The organism is Paludisphaera mucosa (assembly GCF_029589435.1).
Taxonomy (GTDB): domain Bacteria; phylum Planctomycetota; class Planctomycetia; order Isosphaerales; family Isosphaeraceae; genus Paludisphaera; species Paludisphaera mucosa.
In genome coordinates, this window is the sequence record NZ_JARRAG010000002.1 from 3,319,517 (window position 1) to 3,338,082 (window position 18,566).

The 18,566-nt window shown below is 71.7% G+C and carries 14 protein-coding genes; all 14 read left to right on the forward strand.

Annotated features, from left to right (window positions below; genetic code table 11):
* The first annotated feature begins 64 nt into the window (after positions 1–64).
* On the forward strand, positions 65–2,041 hold the full coding sequence (locus PZE19_RS22495; protein WP_277862846.1) for a M28 family peptidase: 1,977 nt from the start codon (positions 65–67) through the stop codon (positions 2,039–2,041).
* Between the two features lie 7 nt (positions 2,042–2,048).
* A complete protein-coding gene (locus PZE19_RS22500; protein WP_277862847.1) occupies positions 2,049–3,326 on the forward strand; it encodes a type 2 periplasmic-binding domain-containing protein in 1,278 nt (425 codons plus the stop codon).
* Positions 3,323–4,429, forward strand: a complete 1,107-nt coding sequence (locus tag PZE19_RS22505) for an ABC transporter ATP-binding protein (RefSeq protein WP_277862848.1) — start codon at positions 3,323–3,325, stop codon at positions 4,427–4,429. Before PZE19_RS22500 ends, PZE19_RS22505 begins: the two co-directional genes overlap by 4 nt.
* Positions 4,430–4,522: 93 nt before the next feature.
* Entirely contained in the window at positions 4,523–6,232 is a 1,710-nt protein-coding gene (locus tag PZE19_RS22510) for an ABC transporter permease family protein (RefSeq protein ID WP_277862849.1), read from the forward strand.
* Positions 6,233–6,308: 76 nt separating this feature from the next.
* A complete protein-coding gene (gene carA, locus PZE19_RS22515) occupies positions 6,309–7,469 on the forward strand; it encodes a glutamine-hydrolyzing carbamoyl-phosphate synthase small subunit (RefSeq protein ID WP_277862850.1) in 1,161 nt (386 codons plus the stop codon).
* Positions 7,470–7,588: 119 nt separating this feature from the next.
* Positions 7,589–8,884 carry an adenylosuccinate synthase gene (locus tag PZE19_RS22520; RefSeq protein ID WP_277862851.1) on the forward strand — a complete coding sequence of 432 codons (1,296 nt, stop codon included), beginning with the start codon at positions 7,589–7,591 and terminating at the stop codon, positions 8,882–8,884.
* Positions 8,885–8,972: 88 nt separating this feature from the next.
* The gene (gene uppS, locus PZE19_RS22525) at positions 8,973–9,785 is read left to right on the forward strand and encodes an undecaprenyl pyrophosphate synthase (RefSeq protein ID WP_277862852.1); all 813 of its coding nucleotides are present in this window, start codon (positions 8,973–8,975) and stop codon (positions 9,783–9,785) included.
* A gap of 99 nt (positions 9,786–9,884) precedes the next feature.
* On the forward strand, positions 9,885–10,793 hold the full coding sequence (locus tag PZE19_RS22530; protein ID WP_277862853.1) for a phosphatidate cytidylyltransferase: 909 nt from the start codon (positions 9,885–9,887) through the stop codon (positions 10,791–10,793).
* Positions 10,794–10,935: 142 nt separating this feature from the next.
* Positions 10,936–11,964, forward strand: coding sequence for a PhoH family protein (locus PZE19_RS22535; protein WP_277862854.1), 1,029 nt, complete (start codon positions 10,936–10,938; stop codon positions 11,962–11,964).
* Positions 11,965–12,126: 162 nt separating this feature from the next.
* Positions 12,127–14,367: an HD family phosphohydrolase gene (locus PZE19_RS22540; protein WP_277862855.1), complete on the forward strand. Its 2,241-nt coding sequence runs from the start codon at positions 12,127–12,129 to the stop codon at positions 14,365–14,367.
* Positions 14,368–14,369: 2 nt separating this feature from the next.
* On the forward strand, positions 14,370–14,900 hold the full coding sequence (gene ybeY / locus PZE19_RS22545; RefSeq protein WP_277862856.1) for an rRNA maturation RNase YbeY: 531 nt from the start codon (positions 14,370–14,372) through the stop codon (positions 14,898–14,900).
* Between the two features lie 18 nt (positions 14,901–14,918).
* Complete coding sequence (locus PZE19_RS22550; protein WP_277862857.1) at positions 14,919–16,217, forward strand: hemolysin family protein; 1,299 nt, start codon at positions 14,919–14,921, stop codon at positions 16,215–16,217.
* Positions 16,218–16,308: 91 nt separating this feature from the next.
* Positions 16,309–17,055 carry a DNA repair protein RecO gene (recO, locus tag PZE19_RS22555; RefSeq protein ID WP_277862858.1) on the forward strand — a complete coding sequence of 249 codons (747 nt, stop codon included), beginning with the start codon at positions 16,309–16,311 and terminating at the stop codon, positions 17,053–17,055.
* A 73-nt stretch (positions 17,056–17,128) separates the two neighbouring features.
* The gene (locus PZE19_RS22560; RefSeq protein WP_277862859.1) at positions 17,129–18,484 is read left to right on the forward strand and encodes an outer membrane protein assembly factor BamD; all 1,356 of its coding nucleotides are present in this window, start codon (positions 17,129–17,131) and stop codon (positions 18,482–18,484) included.
* The last annotated feature ends 82 nt before the right edge of the window (positions 18,485–18,566 follow it).

Consider the following 18,566-nt stretch of genomic DNA (forward strand, 5'->3'; position numbering starts at 1 on the left):
CGACCCCGGCCCCGAGAATCGATCCATCCTGGGCGAACACGGCGACGAGAAAGGAACAGCGGAGATGATGCATCGCGACGGTGGACTGCGGCGGGTCACGGGGGTCGCGTCGGGCCTGGCGACGATCGCGGCCCTGACGTTCGGCCCGGCCGTCGTCGGATCGCGGGCGCAGGCCCCGGTCGGGGCCGGCTCGGACGCGCCGACGGCCGCGGCGGCCTCGACGTTCGTCGCCCCGGCCGAGGCCCGTCTCAAGGACGACGTGTCGTTCCTGGCCGACGACGCCCAGGAGGGCCGCGCCCCCGGGACCAAGGGGATCGAGGCCTCGGCCGAGTACATCGCCCGGCAGTTCAAGGACGCCGGCCTCCAGCCCCCGGCCGGCGGCGACGGCTATTTCCAGAAGTTCACCATCTCGGGCCAGCCCCGGCTGGGCGAGACGCCCGACCTGATCGCCAAGGCCGCCGGCGACGCGGTGATCCGCGGGGTGGCCAAGGCCGACTTCAACGCCCTCGCCATCGGCTCCACCGGCGCGCTCGACGCGGCCCCGATCGTCTTCGCGGGCTACGGGATCACGGCCGACAGGCCCGAGAAGAACCTCAAGTACGACGACTACGCCGGCGTCGACGCGGCCGGCAAGGCCGTGCTGGTCATCCGCCGCGAGCCCCAGCAGAACGACGAGGCCAGCCCCTTCGACGGCAAGAAGACCAGCGACTTCGCCACCTTCCGCCACAAGGCCACCAACGCCTTCCAGCACGGGGCCGCGATGCTGCTGGTCGTCAACGACCTGGCCGGCCTCGGGTCCGACCGCGACGTCCTGCTGAACCTGGGCTCGGCGGGCAGCGAGTCGCAGACCAAGCTGCCGGTCGTGCACGTCACCCGCGACTTCGCCGACAAGCTCCTCAAGGCCGCCGGAGAGCCCACCCTGGCCGAGCTGGAAGGGCGGATCGACAAGGACCTGAAGCCGCTCTCCCGCGAGCTGAAGGGGGTGACGCTCACCGGCCGCGTCACGATCGACCGGCCCGCCGTCGAGACCAAGAACGTCGTCGGCGTCCTGGAAGGGGCCGGCCCCAAGTCGGGCGAGACGATCGTCGTCGGGGGCCATTACGACCACCTGGGCCGCGGCGGCCTGCTCTCGGGCTCGCTGGCCTTCCTGTCGACCGACGTCCACAACGGCGCCGACGACAACGCCTCGGGCACCTCGCTGACCCTGGAGCTGGCCCGCCGCCTGGGGGCCCGCCGCGACCCGCCGGCGCGACGGATCGTCTTCATCGGCTTCTCGGGCGAGGAGCGCGGGCTGCTGGGCTCGCAGTACTACGTCGACCACCCGCTCTACCCGCTGGCCTCGACGGTCGCGATGGTCAACTTCGACATGGTCGGCCGCATGGACGACAAGAAGGAGCTGACCATGATCGGCACCGGCACCTCGCCGGGCTTCACCGAGCTGGTCGACGTGCTCGGCAAGGACTCGGGGATGACGATCAAGAAGGTCGCCGGCATGACCGACGGCTTCGGCGGCAGCGACCACCAGTCGTTCTACGCCAAGGACGTCCCGGTGCTCTTCGCCTTCACGGGCATCCATCCCGACTACCACCGGCCGAGCGACGACTGGCAGAAGATCAACTACGGCGGCATGGCGCGGATCGCCGACTACGTCGAACTCATCCTGCTCGACCTGGTCCGCCGCCCCGAACGGCCCGAATTCACGAGGATCTCGACGCCCCGCCACAACGCCGGGGCCTCGCAGTCGGCCTCGACCGGGATGAGCGTGACGCTGGGCGTGATGCCCGACTACGCCGACGAATCCAAGGCGGGCATGAAGCTGTCGAACGTCCGCGACGGCGGCCCCGCCGCCAAGGCCGGCATCAAGGGAGGCGACGTCATCATCGCCATCGGCGGCAAGCCCATCGCCACGATCTACGACTACATGGAGAGCCTCGGCCGCTACAAGCCGGGCGAGGTCGTCGACGTCCTGGTCAAGCGCGACGGCCAGGAGGTCAAGATCCCCGTCGAGCTGGGCAAGGCCAACGCCGCGCCCCGGCAATAAGGCGTCCATGCGACCCTTCAAAAACTCGACCTCTCGGCGAGGCCTGGCGGCGGCCGCGTGGCTGGCCGCGGGCCTCGCCGGCTGCTCCGGCGGGTTGGGCCGAGCCGATCGCGGCGACGCCCTGCGGATCGCGACCTCCTGGCCGCGAGACGACCGCGCGCGGCTCGCCCAGGGCTTCGCAGGCTGGCTCCGCGAGCACCCGGCCGAGGCGGTCGGCGACGCCGTCGCGATCGCCTGGGTCGAGACGTCGGACGACGAGCCGACGGCCGACGCCCTGCGACGCCTCGACCCCGCGCCCGACGTCCTGCTGGGCGGCCCGGTCGCGGACTTCGCCCGGCTCGCCGTCGGCGAGCGGCTGGAGAGCCTGGGCGACGGCGCCCCGCGACCTTACTGGGTCGTCGCCCGTCGCACGGCCGTCGGCCTCCTCGACGCGACGGCTCCCGCCGCCCGCCTGGCGCTGGCGGATCCCCGCGTCGACCCCGCGACCCTCGCCTGGTGCCTGGGGCGGACCGAGGAAGGCGGCTGGCGGGCCGGCTACGCGGCCCTCGTCGACCTTTACGGCTCGGCCGACGTCGCCGCCGGCTGGCGGGGGACGTCGGCACGCGCGGCCGTCGACCGGGGGCGGGCCGAGCGGTCCGTCGTCCGGCTGGCTGCGACCGCAGCCTCGTCCGTCGTCTACGAGGAAGCGGCGGCGATCCCCCGCGGAGCCCTCCGAGCGAAGGCCGCGCGGGCGTTCCTGAAGTTCCTCGTCGCGGACCAGGGCGCGCGGACCGGGCCCGAGTTCGAGGCGGCCTCGGCCGCGGGCGGCGCCGCAGACCTGGAGGGCCTCGCCGCCGACCTGCTTGGCGCGACGCTCGTCGACGCCCGCGACGAACTGGCGACGGCCGTCGCCGCCGTCCGCAAGGCGGGCTCGCCGGATTGGGCCGTCCAGCGGCTGACCCAGCCGCCGCCGTGGCCGCCGGCGTCGATCGAGAAGCTCCTCCGGAAGGAAGGCGAGGCCGGCCTGACCCTCGTCGAGACCCTGACCGGCCAGGTGGCGCCCGAGCCGAGCCTGCGGCTCTGGCTGGCGCAGAGCTGGCTCAAGCCGAGCCGGGACCTCGACCGCGCGGTCCTGGCGGAGGTCGCCGCCGTCGAGCGGGGCAGGCTCGTCCGAGAGCCCCGATTCCGGGCCTGGCTTAGGGCGGAATGGACGCAGTGGGCCCGCCAGCGGTACCGTTGGGTGGCGCGGCTGGCGGCATCGGGCGCGACGCCCTCCGTCCCCCCGCCCGTCCCGAGCGAGTCATGATCCGCGTCATCGCCGAAGGTCTGGTCAAGCGCTACGGCCGAGTCGCCGCGGTCGATCACGCGTCGCTGCAACTCGCCCCGGGCGAGCTGACGTGCCTGCTCGGCCCCCCGGGCGCGGGCAAGACCACGTTCGCGAGGCTCCTCGCCGGCCTCGATTCGGTCGACGACGGCGAGATCTACCTGGGCGAGCGGATGGTGCAGGCGGTGCCGGCCCGCGAGCGCGGCGTCGGCATGGTCTTCCGCGACCACGCCCTCTGGCCGGGCCTCTCGGTCCGGGACAACGTCGGCTATCCGCTCAAGGCCCAGGGCGTCCCCGCCCGCGAGCGTCGACAACGGGTCGACGAGACGCTCGCGGCGCTCCGGGTCGACACGCTCGCCGACGTCCGCCCCGACGCCCTCACCCCGGGCCAGTCGCTCCGCGTCGCCCTGGCCCGAGCCCTGATCGCACGGCCCGACCTGCTCATCCTCGACGAGCCCCTCGCCGGCATCGAGCCCCAGGGCCGCGAGGAGGCCTGGGACGAGATCCGCCGCGCCCGGATCGAGGCGGGGCTCACCACGCTCCTGCTGACCTCGGTCGTCCCCGAGGCCCTCGCCCGCGCCGATCGGCTGGCCGTGATGGACCTCGGCCGCATCCTCCAGAGCGGCACGCCCCAGGAGCTTTACAACCAGCCGGTCGACGTCTTCGTCGCCCGGCTGCTCGGGCCGACGAACCTGCTCCAGGGCCAGGTGGACGGGCACAGCCACGACCCGGCCCGCCGCGAGGTCGTCGTCCGCACGCCGGTCGGCCGGCTGGTCGCCCGCACGAGCTTCCCCTCGCTCTCGGCGACCACCCCCGTCACCATCTCCATCCGCCCCGAGTCCCTTTCGCTCGGCCCCGGCGTCCCCAGCGACGCCAATCGGTTCCCCGCGACCATCGAGCGGATCGCCTTCCTGGGCTCGACCCGCCGCATCCTCCTGCGCGGCCCCGGCGACTGGCCGGTCACCGCCATCGCCCTTCAGAGCCAGTCGGCGCACGTCCGCGAGGGCCAGGGCGTGACGCTCTCCATCGCCCCCGAAAACGTGACCCTGCTGCCCGGCAAGTTCGCGGTCGGCGGCGGATCGTAGGAGGCGCGTCGAACGCTGGCGACTGGCTTGCCGCGTCGGAGGCCTGCTAGGATGTGCCGTCCGAAGGCCGCTCGGATCGCCCCGGGGAAATCGTTGATTCGTCTCGTCGCAGGCTGGTTGTCGTCGATCGCGCTGGGACTGCTCGTCGTCGGGCCCCTGGCCGCGCTCGGGGTCTGCGCGCTGGTCGATCGCGGGCCGGGCGGCGAGGCCCGCGCGTCCCTCTTCCCCGTCGCGGTCGCGGCGCTCGACCCGTACGTCTGGACCTGCCTGCGCAACAGCGCGACGACGGCCGGCCTGGCGACGCTGGCCTCGATGGTCGCCGGCGTCGCGATCGGCCGATTGATCGGCGACCGGGGGTTTCCCTTTCGAGCCCTCGCCCTCGCCCTGCTCGCGGCGGTCGCGGCGACGCCTCCTGTCGCCCTGGCCCTGGGCGCGTCGAGCCTCGTGGAGGCGAACGCCGGGCCGGCCTGGGCCGGCCTGCTCGAACGGGCGGGATCGGCCTCGCGAATCTTGCCGAGCGACTGGGCCTGGCTGGCGTGGCTCGGGGCGGCCGTCCTCCCGGGCGCGGCGATCGCCGCGCTGGCCTATGCGACGGCCCTCGATCGCCTCGATCCGTCGTGGCGCGACGCCGCCGTGCTGGCCGGCGGCGCGGGGACCCGGGGATGGCGACGGCTCGCCTGGCCCCTGCTGCGCCCCGAGATGGGCCGCGTGGGCGGCCTCGTCTTCGCCGCGACGCTGGCCGATCCGGGGCCGCCGTTGGTCCTCGGACTGCGGCGGTCGCTCGGCTATCAGCTCGTGACCACGGCCTTCGACGACGAGCCCTTCCCGAGGCTCGCCGTGCTGGGCCTGATCGCGGTCATCATCTGCGCGGCCGCCCGGACGGTCCTCCGGCTTTGGACCGGCCCGTCGCGACGAACGATCACGCTTCGTCGCGACCCCGCCGGGAATCGCGAGCGATCCGTCGCTTCGCGGGCGCGGACGCTGGCCGTGTTCGCAGCGATGGGCATCCTCGCGGTCCTGGCCGCGGCCCCGCTGGTCGGGCTCGCGACGACGGCGCCAGCGGGTGCGATCCTCCCACGGCTCTCCGATCCGGCCATGGGTCGGATCTTCGTCCGCTCGCTCGTGCTGGGGCTGGCGGTGGCGGCGCTGACGGCGGTTTCGGACCGGGTCGTCGGCTGGTTCGAGTCGAGCGCCGGCGGGGCCGCGTCCGGGCGGTTCCGGAGGCTCGCACGGGCCGCCGCGCCGCCTCCCCTGGTGGCGGGGGTCGTGACCCTGGCCCTTGGCCGGCTGCTGCGGTTGTGGCTGGCGGCGTACCCCGAAGCCGGCCGGTCGGCGTCCGCCCCGGCTGCGCTGGCCGAGTGGCTGGCCGGCGACCGGCTGCCGCTCGCGGCGGCGACGCTCGCGGTCTGGCTGGCGACCGTGTCGGCGCGGCTCGACGACCGCCGCGAGGGCGACGCCTCGGGGGCCGTCCCGGCCCGCTCCCGCCAGGACGGCCGCGTCGAAGCGGGCCGGGGCCGGGCGCGGCGGCGGGCGCGGGCCTCGTCGTACGCGGGGAGGTGGCGGGCCGCCGCGGCGACGATCGCGACCGCCGCCGTCAACGTCGCGCCGGCCGTGCTGCTGGCTTCCTCGACGCAGGCGGCGACGATCGGCCCGGCCGTGCTCCTGCTCCGCGAACGGCCCGAGGCCGGCACCGCCCTCGCCGCGACCCTGGCGGCCGTCGTCTGGATCGCCAGCGTCGCGGCGGCGTTCCTCGACCCCGTCGCGCGACGAATCGCCTCGACGCCCGGGGCGTCCCGCGACTAGAATCGTGGGGATTCGAAAAACGGGATTTCGCGGGGATTCGGGAGGAGAGGGCCGGCGCACGGCCCCGGGAGCGACGATGGGAACGGCGAAACTGGCGCTCGAAGACGGCTCGGTTTTCACGGGCCGCTCGTTCGGGGCGCAGGGCGAGATCGACGGCGAGGTCGTGTTCAACACGAGCATGACCGGCTATCAGGAGATCCTCACCGACCCGTCGTACCACGGCCAGATCGTGGCGATGACCTATCCCCAGATTGGCAACTACGGCGTCAACGCCGCCGACGCCGAGAGCCGCCGCCCCTGGGTCCGCGGCTTCGTCGTCCGCGAGCTGAGCCCGCGGGTCAGCAACTACCGGTCGGAGTCGTCCCTGGAAGCCTATTTGGCCGAGAACGGCGTCGTGGGCGTCACGGGGATCGACACCCGGGCGCTGGTGCGGCTGACGCGGGTCCAGGGCGCCCTGCGAGGCATCCTCTCGACGACCGACCTGGACGACGCCTCGCTCGTCGCCAAGGCGCTCAAGAGCCCCGGGCTGGTCGGCCGCGACCTGGCCCGCGAGGTCATGCCCCGCGAGGCGACCGTCTGGGAGCCGGGCCTGGACCCGTCGTTCCTGTTCGACGCCTCGGGCCGGGGCGGGACGGGGGCGCATCCCGTGGCGGCCGGCGCCAAACGGCCGCACGTGGTCGCGATGGATTTCGGCATGAAGTGGAACATCCCCCGCCATCTCGTCGACATCGGCTGCCGGGTCACGGTCGTGCCCGGGTCGACCCCGGCGGAGGGCGTCCTGGAGCACCAGCCCGACGGCGTCTTCCTCTCGAACGGGCCCGGCGACCCCCGCCCGCTCGTCGAGGCCACCGACGCCATCAAGGCCCTGATCAAGACCGCCGCCGACTCGCGCGGGATCCCCATCTTCGGCATCTGCCTGGGCCATCAGCTCCTCGGCCAGGCGTTCGGCGCCCAGACCTTCAAGCTCAAGTTCGGCCACCGGGGGGCGAACCACCCGGTCCGCAACGAGGCCTCGGGGAAGGTCGAGATCACCACCCAGAACCACGGCTTCTCCGTCGACCCGTCCACGCTCCCCGCCGACGTGATCGCCAGCCACGTCAACCTCAACGACCAGACGCTCGAAGGGCTCCGGCACACCCGCCTGCCCGTCTTCAGCGTCCAGTACCATCCCGAGGCCTCGGCCGGCCCCCACGACAGCCAGTACCTGTTCGACGAGTTCCGCACCGCCATGGGATGAGCCGACGGCCCCGGAAGGCCGCGGATCCGGCGCATTGACGGGGCCGACCGCGGCGTGTACCTTGTGACTTTACGATACCAAGCGACCACCGGGTCGCGGTCTGCTCGGGAGTGTGCGCCGTGGGTTCGACGTGCGTGGTCGGCCTCCAGTGGGGAGACGAGGCCAAGGGCAAGATCGTGGACCTGTTGTGCGACAACCACGACGTGGTGGTCCGCTATCAGGGGGGCGCGAACGCCGGGCATACGGTCGTCCATGAAGGGGTGACGTACAAGCTCTCGCTGGTCCCGACCGGGATCCTCCGCGATCACGTCCATGCCGTCATCGCCAACGGGGTGGTGATCCACCCCCCGGCGCTGCTCAAGGAGATGGACGCGCTGCGGGCGCAGGGGGTGAAGTTCGAGGGCCGGCTGCACATCAGCGATCGCGCCCACGTCATCCTCCCCTACCACCTCGCCGAGGAGCGGCTCACCGAGGAATCCTCGTCCGCGGCCGACCACCTGGGGACGACCCGCCGGGGGATCGGCCCCTGCTACAAGGACAAGGTCGGCCGGGTCCACGGCGTCCGCGTCGCCGACCTGTACCGGCCGGCCGAGTTCCGCGAGCGGCTCAAGCGGATCGTCGACTACAAGAACCGGCTGCTGACGGCGATGCTCCCCGACTTCGAGCCCTTCGACGACGAGCGGGTGGCGGATGAGTACCTGATCCACGCCGAGCAGCTCCATTCCTTCGTCTGCGACGCCACCTCCAAGCTGCACGAGGCCGTCGCCCAGGGCCGTCGGCTGATGTTCGAGGGGGCCCAGGGCTCGCTGCTCGACGTCGACCACGGCAGCTACCCGTACGTGACCAGCTCCAGCAGCAGCGCCGTGGGGACCGCCCCGGGCTCGGGCGTGCCGGCGCGGTTCATCGACCGCTGGATCGGCGTCGTCAAGGCGTACACCACCCGGGTCGGCGGCGGGCCCTTCCCCACCGAGCAGGACAACGAGATCGGCGAGCGGATCCGGCGCATCGGCCGCGAGTACGGGACGGTCACCGGCCGCCCCCGGCGTTGCGGCTGGTTCGACGCCGTCGCCACCGGCTATTCGGCCCGGGTGAGCGGCTCGACCGAGATCGCCGTCATGCTGCTGGACGTCCTCAGCGGGCTCGAGGAGCTGAAGGTCGCCGTCTCGTACGAGCGGGACGGCCGGAAGGTCGACGTCCTGCCGGCCTCGCTGGCCGACCTGGAACGCTGCCGGCCGGTCTACGAGACCCTGCCGGGCTGGACCGAGGACCTGACGGCCGCCCGGAAGTGGGACGACCTGCCCAAAAACGCGAAAGACTACGTCGAATTCCTGGGCCGCGTCGTGGGCGTGCCGGCGTCGATCGTCTCCGTCGGCCCCGATCGCAGCCAGACGATCCTGGTCCCGCGGGATCGGTGAGGGAACGATCGCGGCTCGCCGCTTCGCGCGATCCCGTAGCGTCGCCGACGGCAAGGATTCCCCGGACGGAATGGGCTCAAGACGACCTATGCGAGCAGACGACCGACCGCCGCTGAACATCACCGACGAGGGCCGGGCGCGGCTGGAAGCCTGGGGCCTCAGGCCCGAGCAGCTCCCCCGCCACGTCGCGATCATCATGGACGGCAACGGCCGGTGGGCGCAGGCCCGGGGCTTCCCCCGGATCGTCGGCCACCGCCGCGGCATCCAGAGCGTCCGGTCGGTCGTCGAGGAGGGCGTCCGGCTGGGGCTCGAACAGCTCACGCTCTACTGCCTCTCGGTCGAGAACTGGAAGCGGCCCCCGCGCGAGCTGCGGTTCCTGATGCGGCTGCTTCGGCACTTCCTGGTCGCCGAGCGCGCCGAGCTGATGGAGCAGAACGTCCGGGTGTGCATGATCGGCCGCCGCGAAGGGCTCCCGCCGGAGGTCCTGGCCGAGATGGACCGGACGACCGCGGAGACCGCCGGCAACGGCGGGATGACCCTGCGCCTCGCCATCAATTACGGCGGCCGGACCGAGATCCTCGACGCCGCGCGACGGATCGCCGAGGACGTCCGCGCCGGCCGGCTCGACCCCGCATCGCTCGACGAGGCGACCTTCGCCGGCTACCTGGAGACGGCCGGGGCCGACGACCCCGACCTGTTGATCCGGACCGCGGGCGAGATGCGGATCAGCAACTTCCTGCTCTGGCAGGTCTCGTACACGGAACTCTGGGTCACGCCCACGCTCTGGCCCGACTTCCGGGGCGGCGACCTGCTCCAGGCCTGCGCCGACTTCGCCGGCCGCGAGCGGAAGTTCGGCGGCCTGCCGGCCTCCTCGCTGGCCGCGGGGACCTCCGCGGGTTAAAGTGGATCCGTCTCGCGACCGCGCTGGGGCTCCTCATTCCGCGCCGACGTGGAACGCGGCCTCCCCCATCCCGGAACCCTCTGGAACCCGCTGGGATTCATGCTCCGCACCCGCGTCGTCAGCGGCGTCCTGATCGTCGCCGCATTGGTCCTGGTCCTCTACGTCGACCAGTCACTGGCCCCCTGGTTCCCCCTCTGGTTCGTGCTCTCGGCGCTCGTCATGGGGGCGACGGCCTGGGAGTTGATCGGGCTCATGGCGCACACCCCGGCCCGCCCGTCCGCCGCGGTCGTGGGGGGCGGTCTCCTGGCGATCCTGGCCGCCGACTGGGTCCCCCACATCTCGCAGTTCTGCCAAACGTCCGATCCCATCTCCGGGATCGTGCTCGACCCGGGTGCGGCCATCAGCGTCTTCGCCTGGCCTTTTTTGAGCTTCACGGCCGTGCTGATGGCGACGTTCGTCGTCGAGAGCCTGAAATACGACCAGCCCGGTCGCTCCATGGCCGCGATCGCCGGGACGCTGCTGGTCGTCGCCTACGTGGGGATCCTGGGCAGCTTCATGGTCCAGATGCGCTGGCTCGACGGCTGCAAGCACGGATTACTCCCCTTGGCGTTCCTCATCGCCACGGCCAAGGGGGCGGACGTCGGCGCCTATACGTTCGGCCGGCTCGTGGGACGTCGCAAACTCTGGCCGGCGATCAGCCCCAACAAAACGATCGAAGGCGCGGTGGGGGGCCTGATCTTCTCGACCGCCGCCGCCCTGATCGTCGAGGCCGTCGCCCGCCGACTGGGGATCACCGGCCTGAGCTGGCCGGGCGCGCTCGGTTTCGGGTTGGTTCTCGGGGTCGTCGCCCAGGTCGGCGACCTGATGGAGTCGCTGATCAAGCGCGACTGCGGTCGCAAGGACGCCTCGGCGACGGTCCCCGGCTTCGGGGGGGTCCTCGACGTCCTCGATTCGCTCCTCTTCGGCGCGCCGGTCGCCTATGGATTGTGGGCCTGCCTGGGCCCATGAACGAAAATTCATCTTGATCCGGGCCGTATTGTTTTCGTCCCTCGTATTGGTAGCATAGTTTCGGAGGGGGACCGGCCGGGCCGGGCGCGAGTCGCGTGGGATTCGGGCCGTCGTGATCGCTTGGGCCGGTGAAAGGGGAGGTATGCCAGAAGTCACCATAGCGCTCGAGGGCCAGAACGAGGAACTCGCGGTCTTCGGCAGCCGCGACCAGCATCTCCGGCAGATTCGCGACGCGCTCGGGGTGAAAGTTCTGGCTCGGCACGGCGAGCTTCGCATCGAGGGCGATCCGGCCCGCGTCGAGCAGGCGCGGGAGATCTTCGAGGGCCTTCGTTCCCTCTTCCGCGTGCGGCGGACGATCCTCTCGGCCGACGTCGCCGACCTGATCGACAAGATCGTCCACGTGCCCGACGAAGGGTCCGGGACGGTCGAGATCCGCGAGGGGAACCGCGTCGTGCGACCCCGGACGGGGGGCCAGAACCGCTACCTCCAGGCCCTCCGCGACAACGCCCTGGTCCTCTGCATCGGCCCCGCCGGGACGGGCAAGACCTACCTGGCGGTCTCCACGGCCGTCTCCGCCCTGCGACAGGGCCGGATCAAGAAGATCGTGCTGGTGCGGCCGGCCGTCGAGGCGGGCGAGCACCTGGGCTTCCTGCCGGGCGACCTGGAGGCCAAGATCAACCCCTACCTCCGCCCGCTGCTCGACGCCCTGCACGACCTGATGCCTTACGATCAGATCCGCCGCTACATGGACAACGACCTGATCGAGATCGCCCCCCTGGCCTACATGCGGGGCCGCACGCTCAACGATTCCGTGATCATCCTCGACGAGGGCCAGAACGCCACGACGTCGCAGATGAAGATGTTCCTGACCCGCATGGGCCAGAACTCGCGGATCATCGTCACCGGCGACGTCACCCAGGTCGACCTGCCCCCGGGCGCGAAGAGCGGCCTGGCCGACGCCGTCGAACGGCTGTCCCGGGTGCCCGGCGTCGCCGCCGTGATGCTCGACCGGACCGACATCGTCCGGCACCCGCTCGTCCAGGCGATCGTCGACGCCTACGAGGCCGTCGAGGTGATCCCCGCCGAGCTGGAAGAACGGCTCGGCAAGCCCCCGCGGGCCCCCGCCGAGCCCCCCCCCGCCCCGGCGTCCGTGGCCGGAGAGGCGGGGTGACGCCGTGAACCACCTCTCCCCCCGCCCTGATCGAGTCTTCGTCGGCAAGGCCGACGACCCGCCTACGGGATCGTTCCAAGTGCGCTCGAGGCCGCGTGGCCCCGACGCCGAACTGCGCGGCGCGCCCTCGTGCGACGACCGCGGCGATTCGAGTCGCCATCCATGAGCATCGGTAAACGGCGCCCGAAGCCGAATCGGGCGCAATTGCGATCCTTCCCGAGCGTCACGCTCCAGCAGAACCGCACCGCGAGGCAGCGGGCCCGCATCGTGAGCTTCTCGCTGATCGCGCTGACGGTCCTCGTCACCTCGGCGATCGTCCACGGCTCCGGCCCGCCGTTCGTCTACCGCCTGGGCCAGCGCCCGGAGCGAGAGATCCGCGTCAAGGTCAAGGAGTTCCGGATCCGGAACCAGACCAAGACCAGCAACGAGCGCCAGGCCGCGGCCGACCAGGTCCCCCTGGTCATGATCAACGACCCGGCCCCGATCAAGGACCTGGCCGAACGGCTCGACGACCTGACGGTCACGATCGCCAAGTCCCAGCACTACGAGGACGTCGACCCGACGGTCGTCTCGACCTGGAAGCTCAAGCGCGAGGCCTATCTCGACGTCAAGGCGGCCACCGACACCCCCCAGCGCCGCGACAACCTGCACGTCCAGATCGCCAAGGCGTTCGCCCCCCTGCTGGACGCCGGCGTGCTCGGTCCCGGGGCCCTGCCCCGCAACGAGGAATCGAGCCGGACGCTGGCGATCCGCGACGTCGGCCAGTCGGCCGACGAGGCCCGCATCTTCCCCCGCGAGCGCGTGGTCCCTGAGCGGATCGTCAAGCCCGACGGACCGGTCGCCAAGGAGTTCGTGGCGGCGTTCACCCCCAGCCGCGTCGGCGAGACCCTGTTCCAACTGGTCGCCGACCGCCTCGACGGCCGCCCCACCCTGTCGTTCGACCAGGAGGAGACCGCCCGCCTCCGCGAGATCGCCCGCAACGCCGTGGGCGAGAAATACGACCCTTTCCGCGAGGGCCAGGTGCTCGTCGAGCAGGGCCAGGCCATCGGCGAGGAGCAGCTCATCCTGCTGCGCATGGAGCACGACACCGCCATCTCCGAGCTGACCTACGGCGAGAAGTTTCAGCGCGCCCTCGGCGTGCTGGCCCTGGTCTCGTCGCTCTTCATCCTGGCCGGCTTCTACGTCGCCCGCCACGAGCGCCGGATCGCCTCGGACCTGGGGCGGATCGCCATGCTCTGCGCCCTGGTCGTGCTCTGCGTCGGCGTCGTCCGCTTGCTGGCGAACCAGGCCTGGAACGCGGAGTTGATCCCGGTGGCCGCGGCGGCCATGATTCTGGCGATCGCCTACAACCCGAATTTCGGCCTGATGGCGACCTTCGCCCTCTCGATCCTGACGTGCATGGCCCTGGGGACCGGGATCTCCCACTTCCTGATCCTCCTGGGGGGGACGGCCGCCGGCGTGCTCGGCCTGAACGACGTGCGGACGCGGACCAAGCTGATCAAGGTGGGGGCGACCTCGGCCGCGGTCTACCTGATCCTGACCTGGGCCGCCGGCCTCTGGGAGCACCAGCCGATCGAGCTGATCCGCAGCGACGGCCTCTGGCGCGCGGGGTGGGGGCTGATGGCGGGCTTCTTCATGGGCGGCAGCCTGCCGTTCCTGGAGAACGCCTTCGGGATCGTCACCGGCATCAGCCTGCTGGAGCTGGGCGACAACACCCACCCCCTGCTCCAGGAGCTGGTCCGGCGCGCCCCGGGGACGCACAACCACTCGATCACCGTCGGCGCGATCGCCGAGGCGGCGGCCGAGCGGATCGGGGCCAACGGCCTGCTGGTGCGGATCGGGGCCTACTTCCACGACATCGGCAAGATGCTCAAGCCCCACTATTTCATCGAGAACCAGGTGGGCTCGACGAACCGCCACGCCAACCTCGCGCCGGCGATGAGCACGCTGATCATCATCGGCCACGTCAAGGACGGCGTCGACCTGGGCCGGCAGCACCACCTGCCCGAGCGGATCATCGACCTGATCGAGCAGCACCACGGCACGACCCTGGTCGAGTACTTCTACCACGAGGCCAACCGCCGCAACGGCGGCAACCCCGACGCCGCGGTGGTCCAGGAGAGCGCCTTCCGCTATCCCGGGCCCAAGCCCCAGACCAAGGAGGCCGGCATCCTGATGATGTCGGACTGCGTGGAGAGCGCCAGCCGGACCCTCTCCGAACCGACGCCGTCGCGGATCGAAGGTTTGGTGAGCGAGCTGATCGACAAGCGGCTGCGCGACGGCCAGTTCGACGAGTCGGGCCTCACGCTCCGCGAGATCGCCGAGATCCGCGACAGCCTGATCAAGTCCCTGATCGGCATCTACCACGGCCGCGTCAAGTATCCCGAGCAGAGGACCGCCTGACCTTGCACCCGCCGGCCGACGACGAGCTTGATTTCGAGGGCGACGACCCCCAGCCCCCGCCGCCGCCCGATTTCGAGGTGGACGTCGGCGACTCGCAGGGCCACGTCGCGATCGACCGCGACGCCGTCAGGGCGCTCGTCGAGCGGGTCCTGCGCGGCGAAGGGGTCGCCGCGGCGTCGATCTCGGTGGCCTTCGTCGACGACCCGACCATCCACCGCGTCAACCGCGAGCACCTCGCCCACGACGAGCCGACCGACGTCATCACGTTCCTCCTCTCGGACGAGGACGACGAACGCCTCTCGGGCGAGGTCGTCGTCTCGGCCCAGACCGCCGCGAGGGTGGCGGCCGAGGTCGGCGTCGAGCCCTGGAACGAGGTCGCCCTGTACGTGGTCCACGGCCTGCTGCACCTCTGCGGCTGCGACGACCTCGACGAGGCCTCGGCGGCCGAGATGCGGGCCCGCGAGGACGCCGCCCTGGCCCGCGTGGGCCTGGCCAACCCCTTCCTCCCGGCCGGACGTCGAACCTCACCCTGACCCGGGAGACCCCTGCGAGTGGACGGGCCGAGCTGGACCTGGATGTTGATCGTCTGCACGCCCGCCTTCCTCGTGCACGTGGTCGCGATCGCCCTGACCAAGGCGCTCCAGTCGTACTCCCGGAGCCGGCTCGAGGAGCTGACCGAGGCCCGGGGCCGGCCGGGGCGCGCCGACGAGGTCGACCACCTCGACTCCCGCACCGAACGCGCCGCCGAGGTGGTCGCGGTCGCTAGCGGGCTGCTGCTGGCCGCGGCGGCGGGCGTCTACCTGGATCGCCAGGTCTCGGCGGCCGGCTTCGCGATGGTCGTCCTGGCCACGGCCCTGCTGGGGGTGGCGACGTACGTGACGTCGGGCGTCCTGGGGGCGTATTTCGCCGAATCGCTCATCGATCGCCTGTGGCCGGCCGCGCGGCTGATCCGGGCCGTCGCCCTGCCGGCCACCGCCGCGGCGGCGGGCCTGGAGCGGGCCGTCGAGTGGTATTCCGGCGGCGACGAAGGCCGCCCCCGGCCGGCGAGCGTCGAGGTGGAGGTCCCCGGCGACCTGGAGGACGACGAGGACCTGGAGCCCGAGCTGCCCGAACAGGCCCGCGACCTGATGGGCAACGTCGTCGAGCTGACCCGCACGGTGGTCTCCGAGATCATGCAGCCGCGGACGGCGATCGTCATGCTGCCGTCCACCGTGACCGCCCAGGAAGCCGCCCAGACCTTCCGCACGACCGGCCGCAGCCGGATCCCCCTCTACGGCCGGAACCGCGACGACGTGGTCGGCATGCTCCTGGTGAAAGACCTGCTCGACCGGATGGTCGCCGCCGCGCCGGGCGAGGTCGTCGTCCCCTCCCGGATCGCCCGCGAGGCCTATTACGTCCCCGAGACCAAGAACGCCTTCCAGCTCCTGGAGGACCTGCGGTTCCGACGGGCCCCGATGGCCGTCGTCCTCGACGAGTACGGCGGCGTCGCCGGGCTGGTCACGATGGAGGACCTCGTCGAGCAGCTCGTCGGCCCGATCCACGACGAGCACGACGCCCCGACGGCCGACGACCCGGTCGTCCCCCTGGGCGACTCGACTTTCGAGGTCTCGGCCGGGGTCGAGCTGACGGAGCTGAACGAGCGGTTCGGCGTCCACCTGCCGACCGACGAGGAGTATCAGACCGTCGGCGGCCTGGCCCTGCACGCCCTGGGACGGCTCCCCGAGCCGGGGGCCAGCTTCCGCCGCGACGGCATCGAGTTCACCGTGCTGGCCGTCGGCGACCGCTCGATTCGCCGCATCAAGATCGACCTCGAGCCGGCCCCCGAGAAGGCCCACGGCGCGAACCCCTGACCGGCCCCGACGTCGATCGCACGCCTCGATATAATGGATCGCGGCCGCTCGGTCGTCGCTCGGGGATCCGGATCTATGGGGGGACGGGACCTTGCCCGCGAATCGCTCGCTGGCCCTGGTGGTGCGCACCGTCGACGTCTTCGAGACCAGCCTGGTCGTCACGCTCTTCACGCGCGAGCTGGGCAAGGTCGCCGCGCTCGCCAAGGGGGGGCGACGGCTGAAGTCGCCGTTCCAGGGTGGCCTTGACCTGCTGGGCGTTTCGGATATCGTGCTGCTGCCCAAGGCGTCGGAGTCGCTGGACCTCCTGACCGAGTCCGCGCCTGTGGAGCGGTTCCCATGTCTGCGCCGCGATCTGGCGGCCCTGTATGCCGGCTATTACATCGCCGAACTGCTGACCGACCTGACGGACTATCACGACCCGCACCCCAAGCTGTTCGACGCGGCGAGGATCACCTTGCGGCATCTGGGCGAGGCGGGATTGCGGGCGCGGCGGGTCCTCCGGTTCGAGCTGGCGTGCCTGCGGGAGATCGGCCTGATGCCGCTCCTCGACCGGTGCGCCCACTGCGGCGAGCCCCTGGATCCGGAAGTCGAATCGGTGGCGTTCGGCCCGGCGACCGGGGGGGCCCTCTGCCCGGCCTGCCGCCCCGGCCAGCCGCACGTCATGACGACGTCGCGGCGGACGATCGAGAGCATGAGGGCCCTGGCCAGCCCGGGGAACGAGTGGCGGGAGCGGGAGATGGGCGGTTCCGAACTCGCGGCCGTCCGACAGACGGTCGGCGCCGTCGTCAGTCACGTCCTGGGCCACCGACCGAGGGTCTGGCCCTTCCTGGGAGTCTGAGCCGATGAACCCGGCACGATGGATCGTCGGCCTCTCCGCAAACCGCGACCGCGCGATTCGAGAACGAGAAACCATGAGCCGATCGTCTCCACGGATGGTGTTCGCGAAGTGGGCCTGCGCCGCGCTGATCCTGGGATCGGCCGCGGGCTGCCAGAGCTTCCGCGCGCCGTTCGCGCAGTGGAGTTCGAGCTACGACTCCGGCCTGGCCCGGCCCCTGTCCAAGGACGAGCTGGCGCGCTCGAAGTCCGAGAAGGTCACCGACGCCGGCTCGCTGCTGAGGCGCTGGCTGAGCCCCCGCGACCCCTCGGCCAACAACGACGCGAACGGCGGCGGCGGGGCCGCGGCCGACCGCAACCCCACGGGCGAGATCCTGGGCTCGAACGGCTGGCGGCCGTTCATGAAGTCGCCCCCCAACCCCGACGCCCAGAAGGAGCTCGACGCCGCCTTCGCCCTCTACGAGGCCGGCAAGCTCTCCGAGGCCGAGGCCGCGTTCTCGAAGATCGCCAAGGCTCGCAAGGAGAGCCCCTGGGGCGAGAAGGCCCAGTACCAACTGGCCGAGACCCAGTTCAAGCGCCGCAAGTTCCTCGCCGCCCACGACAGCTTCGAGAAGCTCGCCGCCGACTACCCCGGCACCCAGCGGATGGAAGACCTGGTCTCCCGCGAGTACGAGATCGCCCAGATCTGGATGGCCCAGAACGACCCCAAGGCCAAGCCCGAGCAGAAGCTCGCCTGGTACACCCACTTCACCGGCGAGCAGGCGGTCATCGACACCCAGGGCAACGCGCTCAAGGCCCTCGAACACGTCCGCCACCACGCGCCCGACGGCCCGCTCGCCGACGACGCCGTGATGCAGATCGCCGACTACCACATGGCCAACGCCGACTACGAGTCGGCGGCGATCTACTACGACGAGATGATCAGCACGCACCCCAAGAGCCCGTTCCTCCACCGGGCCCACCTCGCCGCGATCGACGCCCGGGTCAAGGGCTACCTCGGCCCCGCCTACGACGGCGAAGGGCTCGAGAAGGCCCGCGACCTCGTCCAGCAGACCATGAAGACCTTCCCCGAGGACCAGGCGAGCTACGAGAAGCTCTACCACACGCTCGACCTCATCAACGACCAGGAGGCCGAGCGGACGTACAACATCGGCGCCTATTACAAGAAGGTCGGCAAGGTGGCCTCGGCCGAGTATTACTTCGGCAAGATCCCCCAGCGCTGGCCCAACAGCCCCTGGGCCGTGAAGGCCAAGACCGACCTGGCCACCCTGGCCAAGCTCCCGCGCAAGGCGAGCCTGCCGAGCAAGATCCTGACCCAGCCCGGCGCCACCGACCCCTACTACAGCGCCGGGGGCGGGATGATGGGCGGCATGGGAGGCATGGGCGGCGGCATGGGCGGCATGGGCGGCGGCGGCGGCGGCGGCATGATGTGATCGCAGGCAAGGAAGGCCCCGGCGACCCTCCCCGAGATCAAGGGGGGGGCCGCCGGACGCCCAGGCCCAGGAAGAGGCTGCC

Bases quoted from the DNA above. Each gene is read 5' to 3' on its own strand.
- carA (WP_277862850.1), top strand. From the start codon at position 6,309: ATGGGAACGGCGAAACTGGCGCTCGAAGACGGCTCGGTTTTCACGGGC.
- PZE19_RS22500 (WP_277862847.1), top strand. From the start codon at position 2,049: ATGCGACCCTTCAAAAACTCGACCTCTCGGCGAGGCCTGGCGGCGGCC.
- uppS (WP_277862852.1), top strand. From the start codon at position 8,973: ATGCGAGCAGACGACCGACCGCCGCTGAACATCACCGACGAGGGCCGG.
- PZE19_RS22560 (WP_277862859.1), top strand. From the start codon at position 17,129: ATGAGCCGATCGTCTCCACGGATGGTGTTCGCGAAGTGGGCCTGCGCC.
- PZE19_RS22540 (WP_277862855.1), top strand. From the start codon at position 12,127: ATGAGCATCGGTAAACGGCGCCCGAAGCCGAATCGGGCGCAATTGCGA.
- PZE19_RS22530 (WP_277862853.1), top strand. From the start codon at position 9,885: ATGCTCCGCACCCGCGTCGTCAGCGGCGTCCTGATCGTCGCCGCATTG.
- PZE19_RS22505 (WP_277862848.1), top strand. From the start codon at position 3,323: ATGATCCGCGTCATCGCCGAAGGTCTGGTCAAGCGCTACGGCCGAGTC.
- PZE19_RS22495 (WP_277862846.1), top strand. From the start codon at position 65: ATGATGCATCGCGACGGTGGACTGCGGCGGGTCACGGGGGTCGCGTCG.
- PZE19_RS22535 (WP_277862854.1), top strand. From the start codon at position 10,936: ATGCCAGAAGTCACCATAGCGCTCGAGGGCCAGAACGAGGAACTCGCG.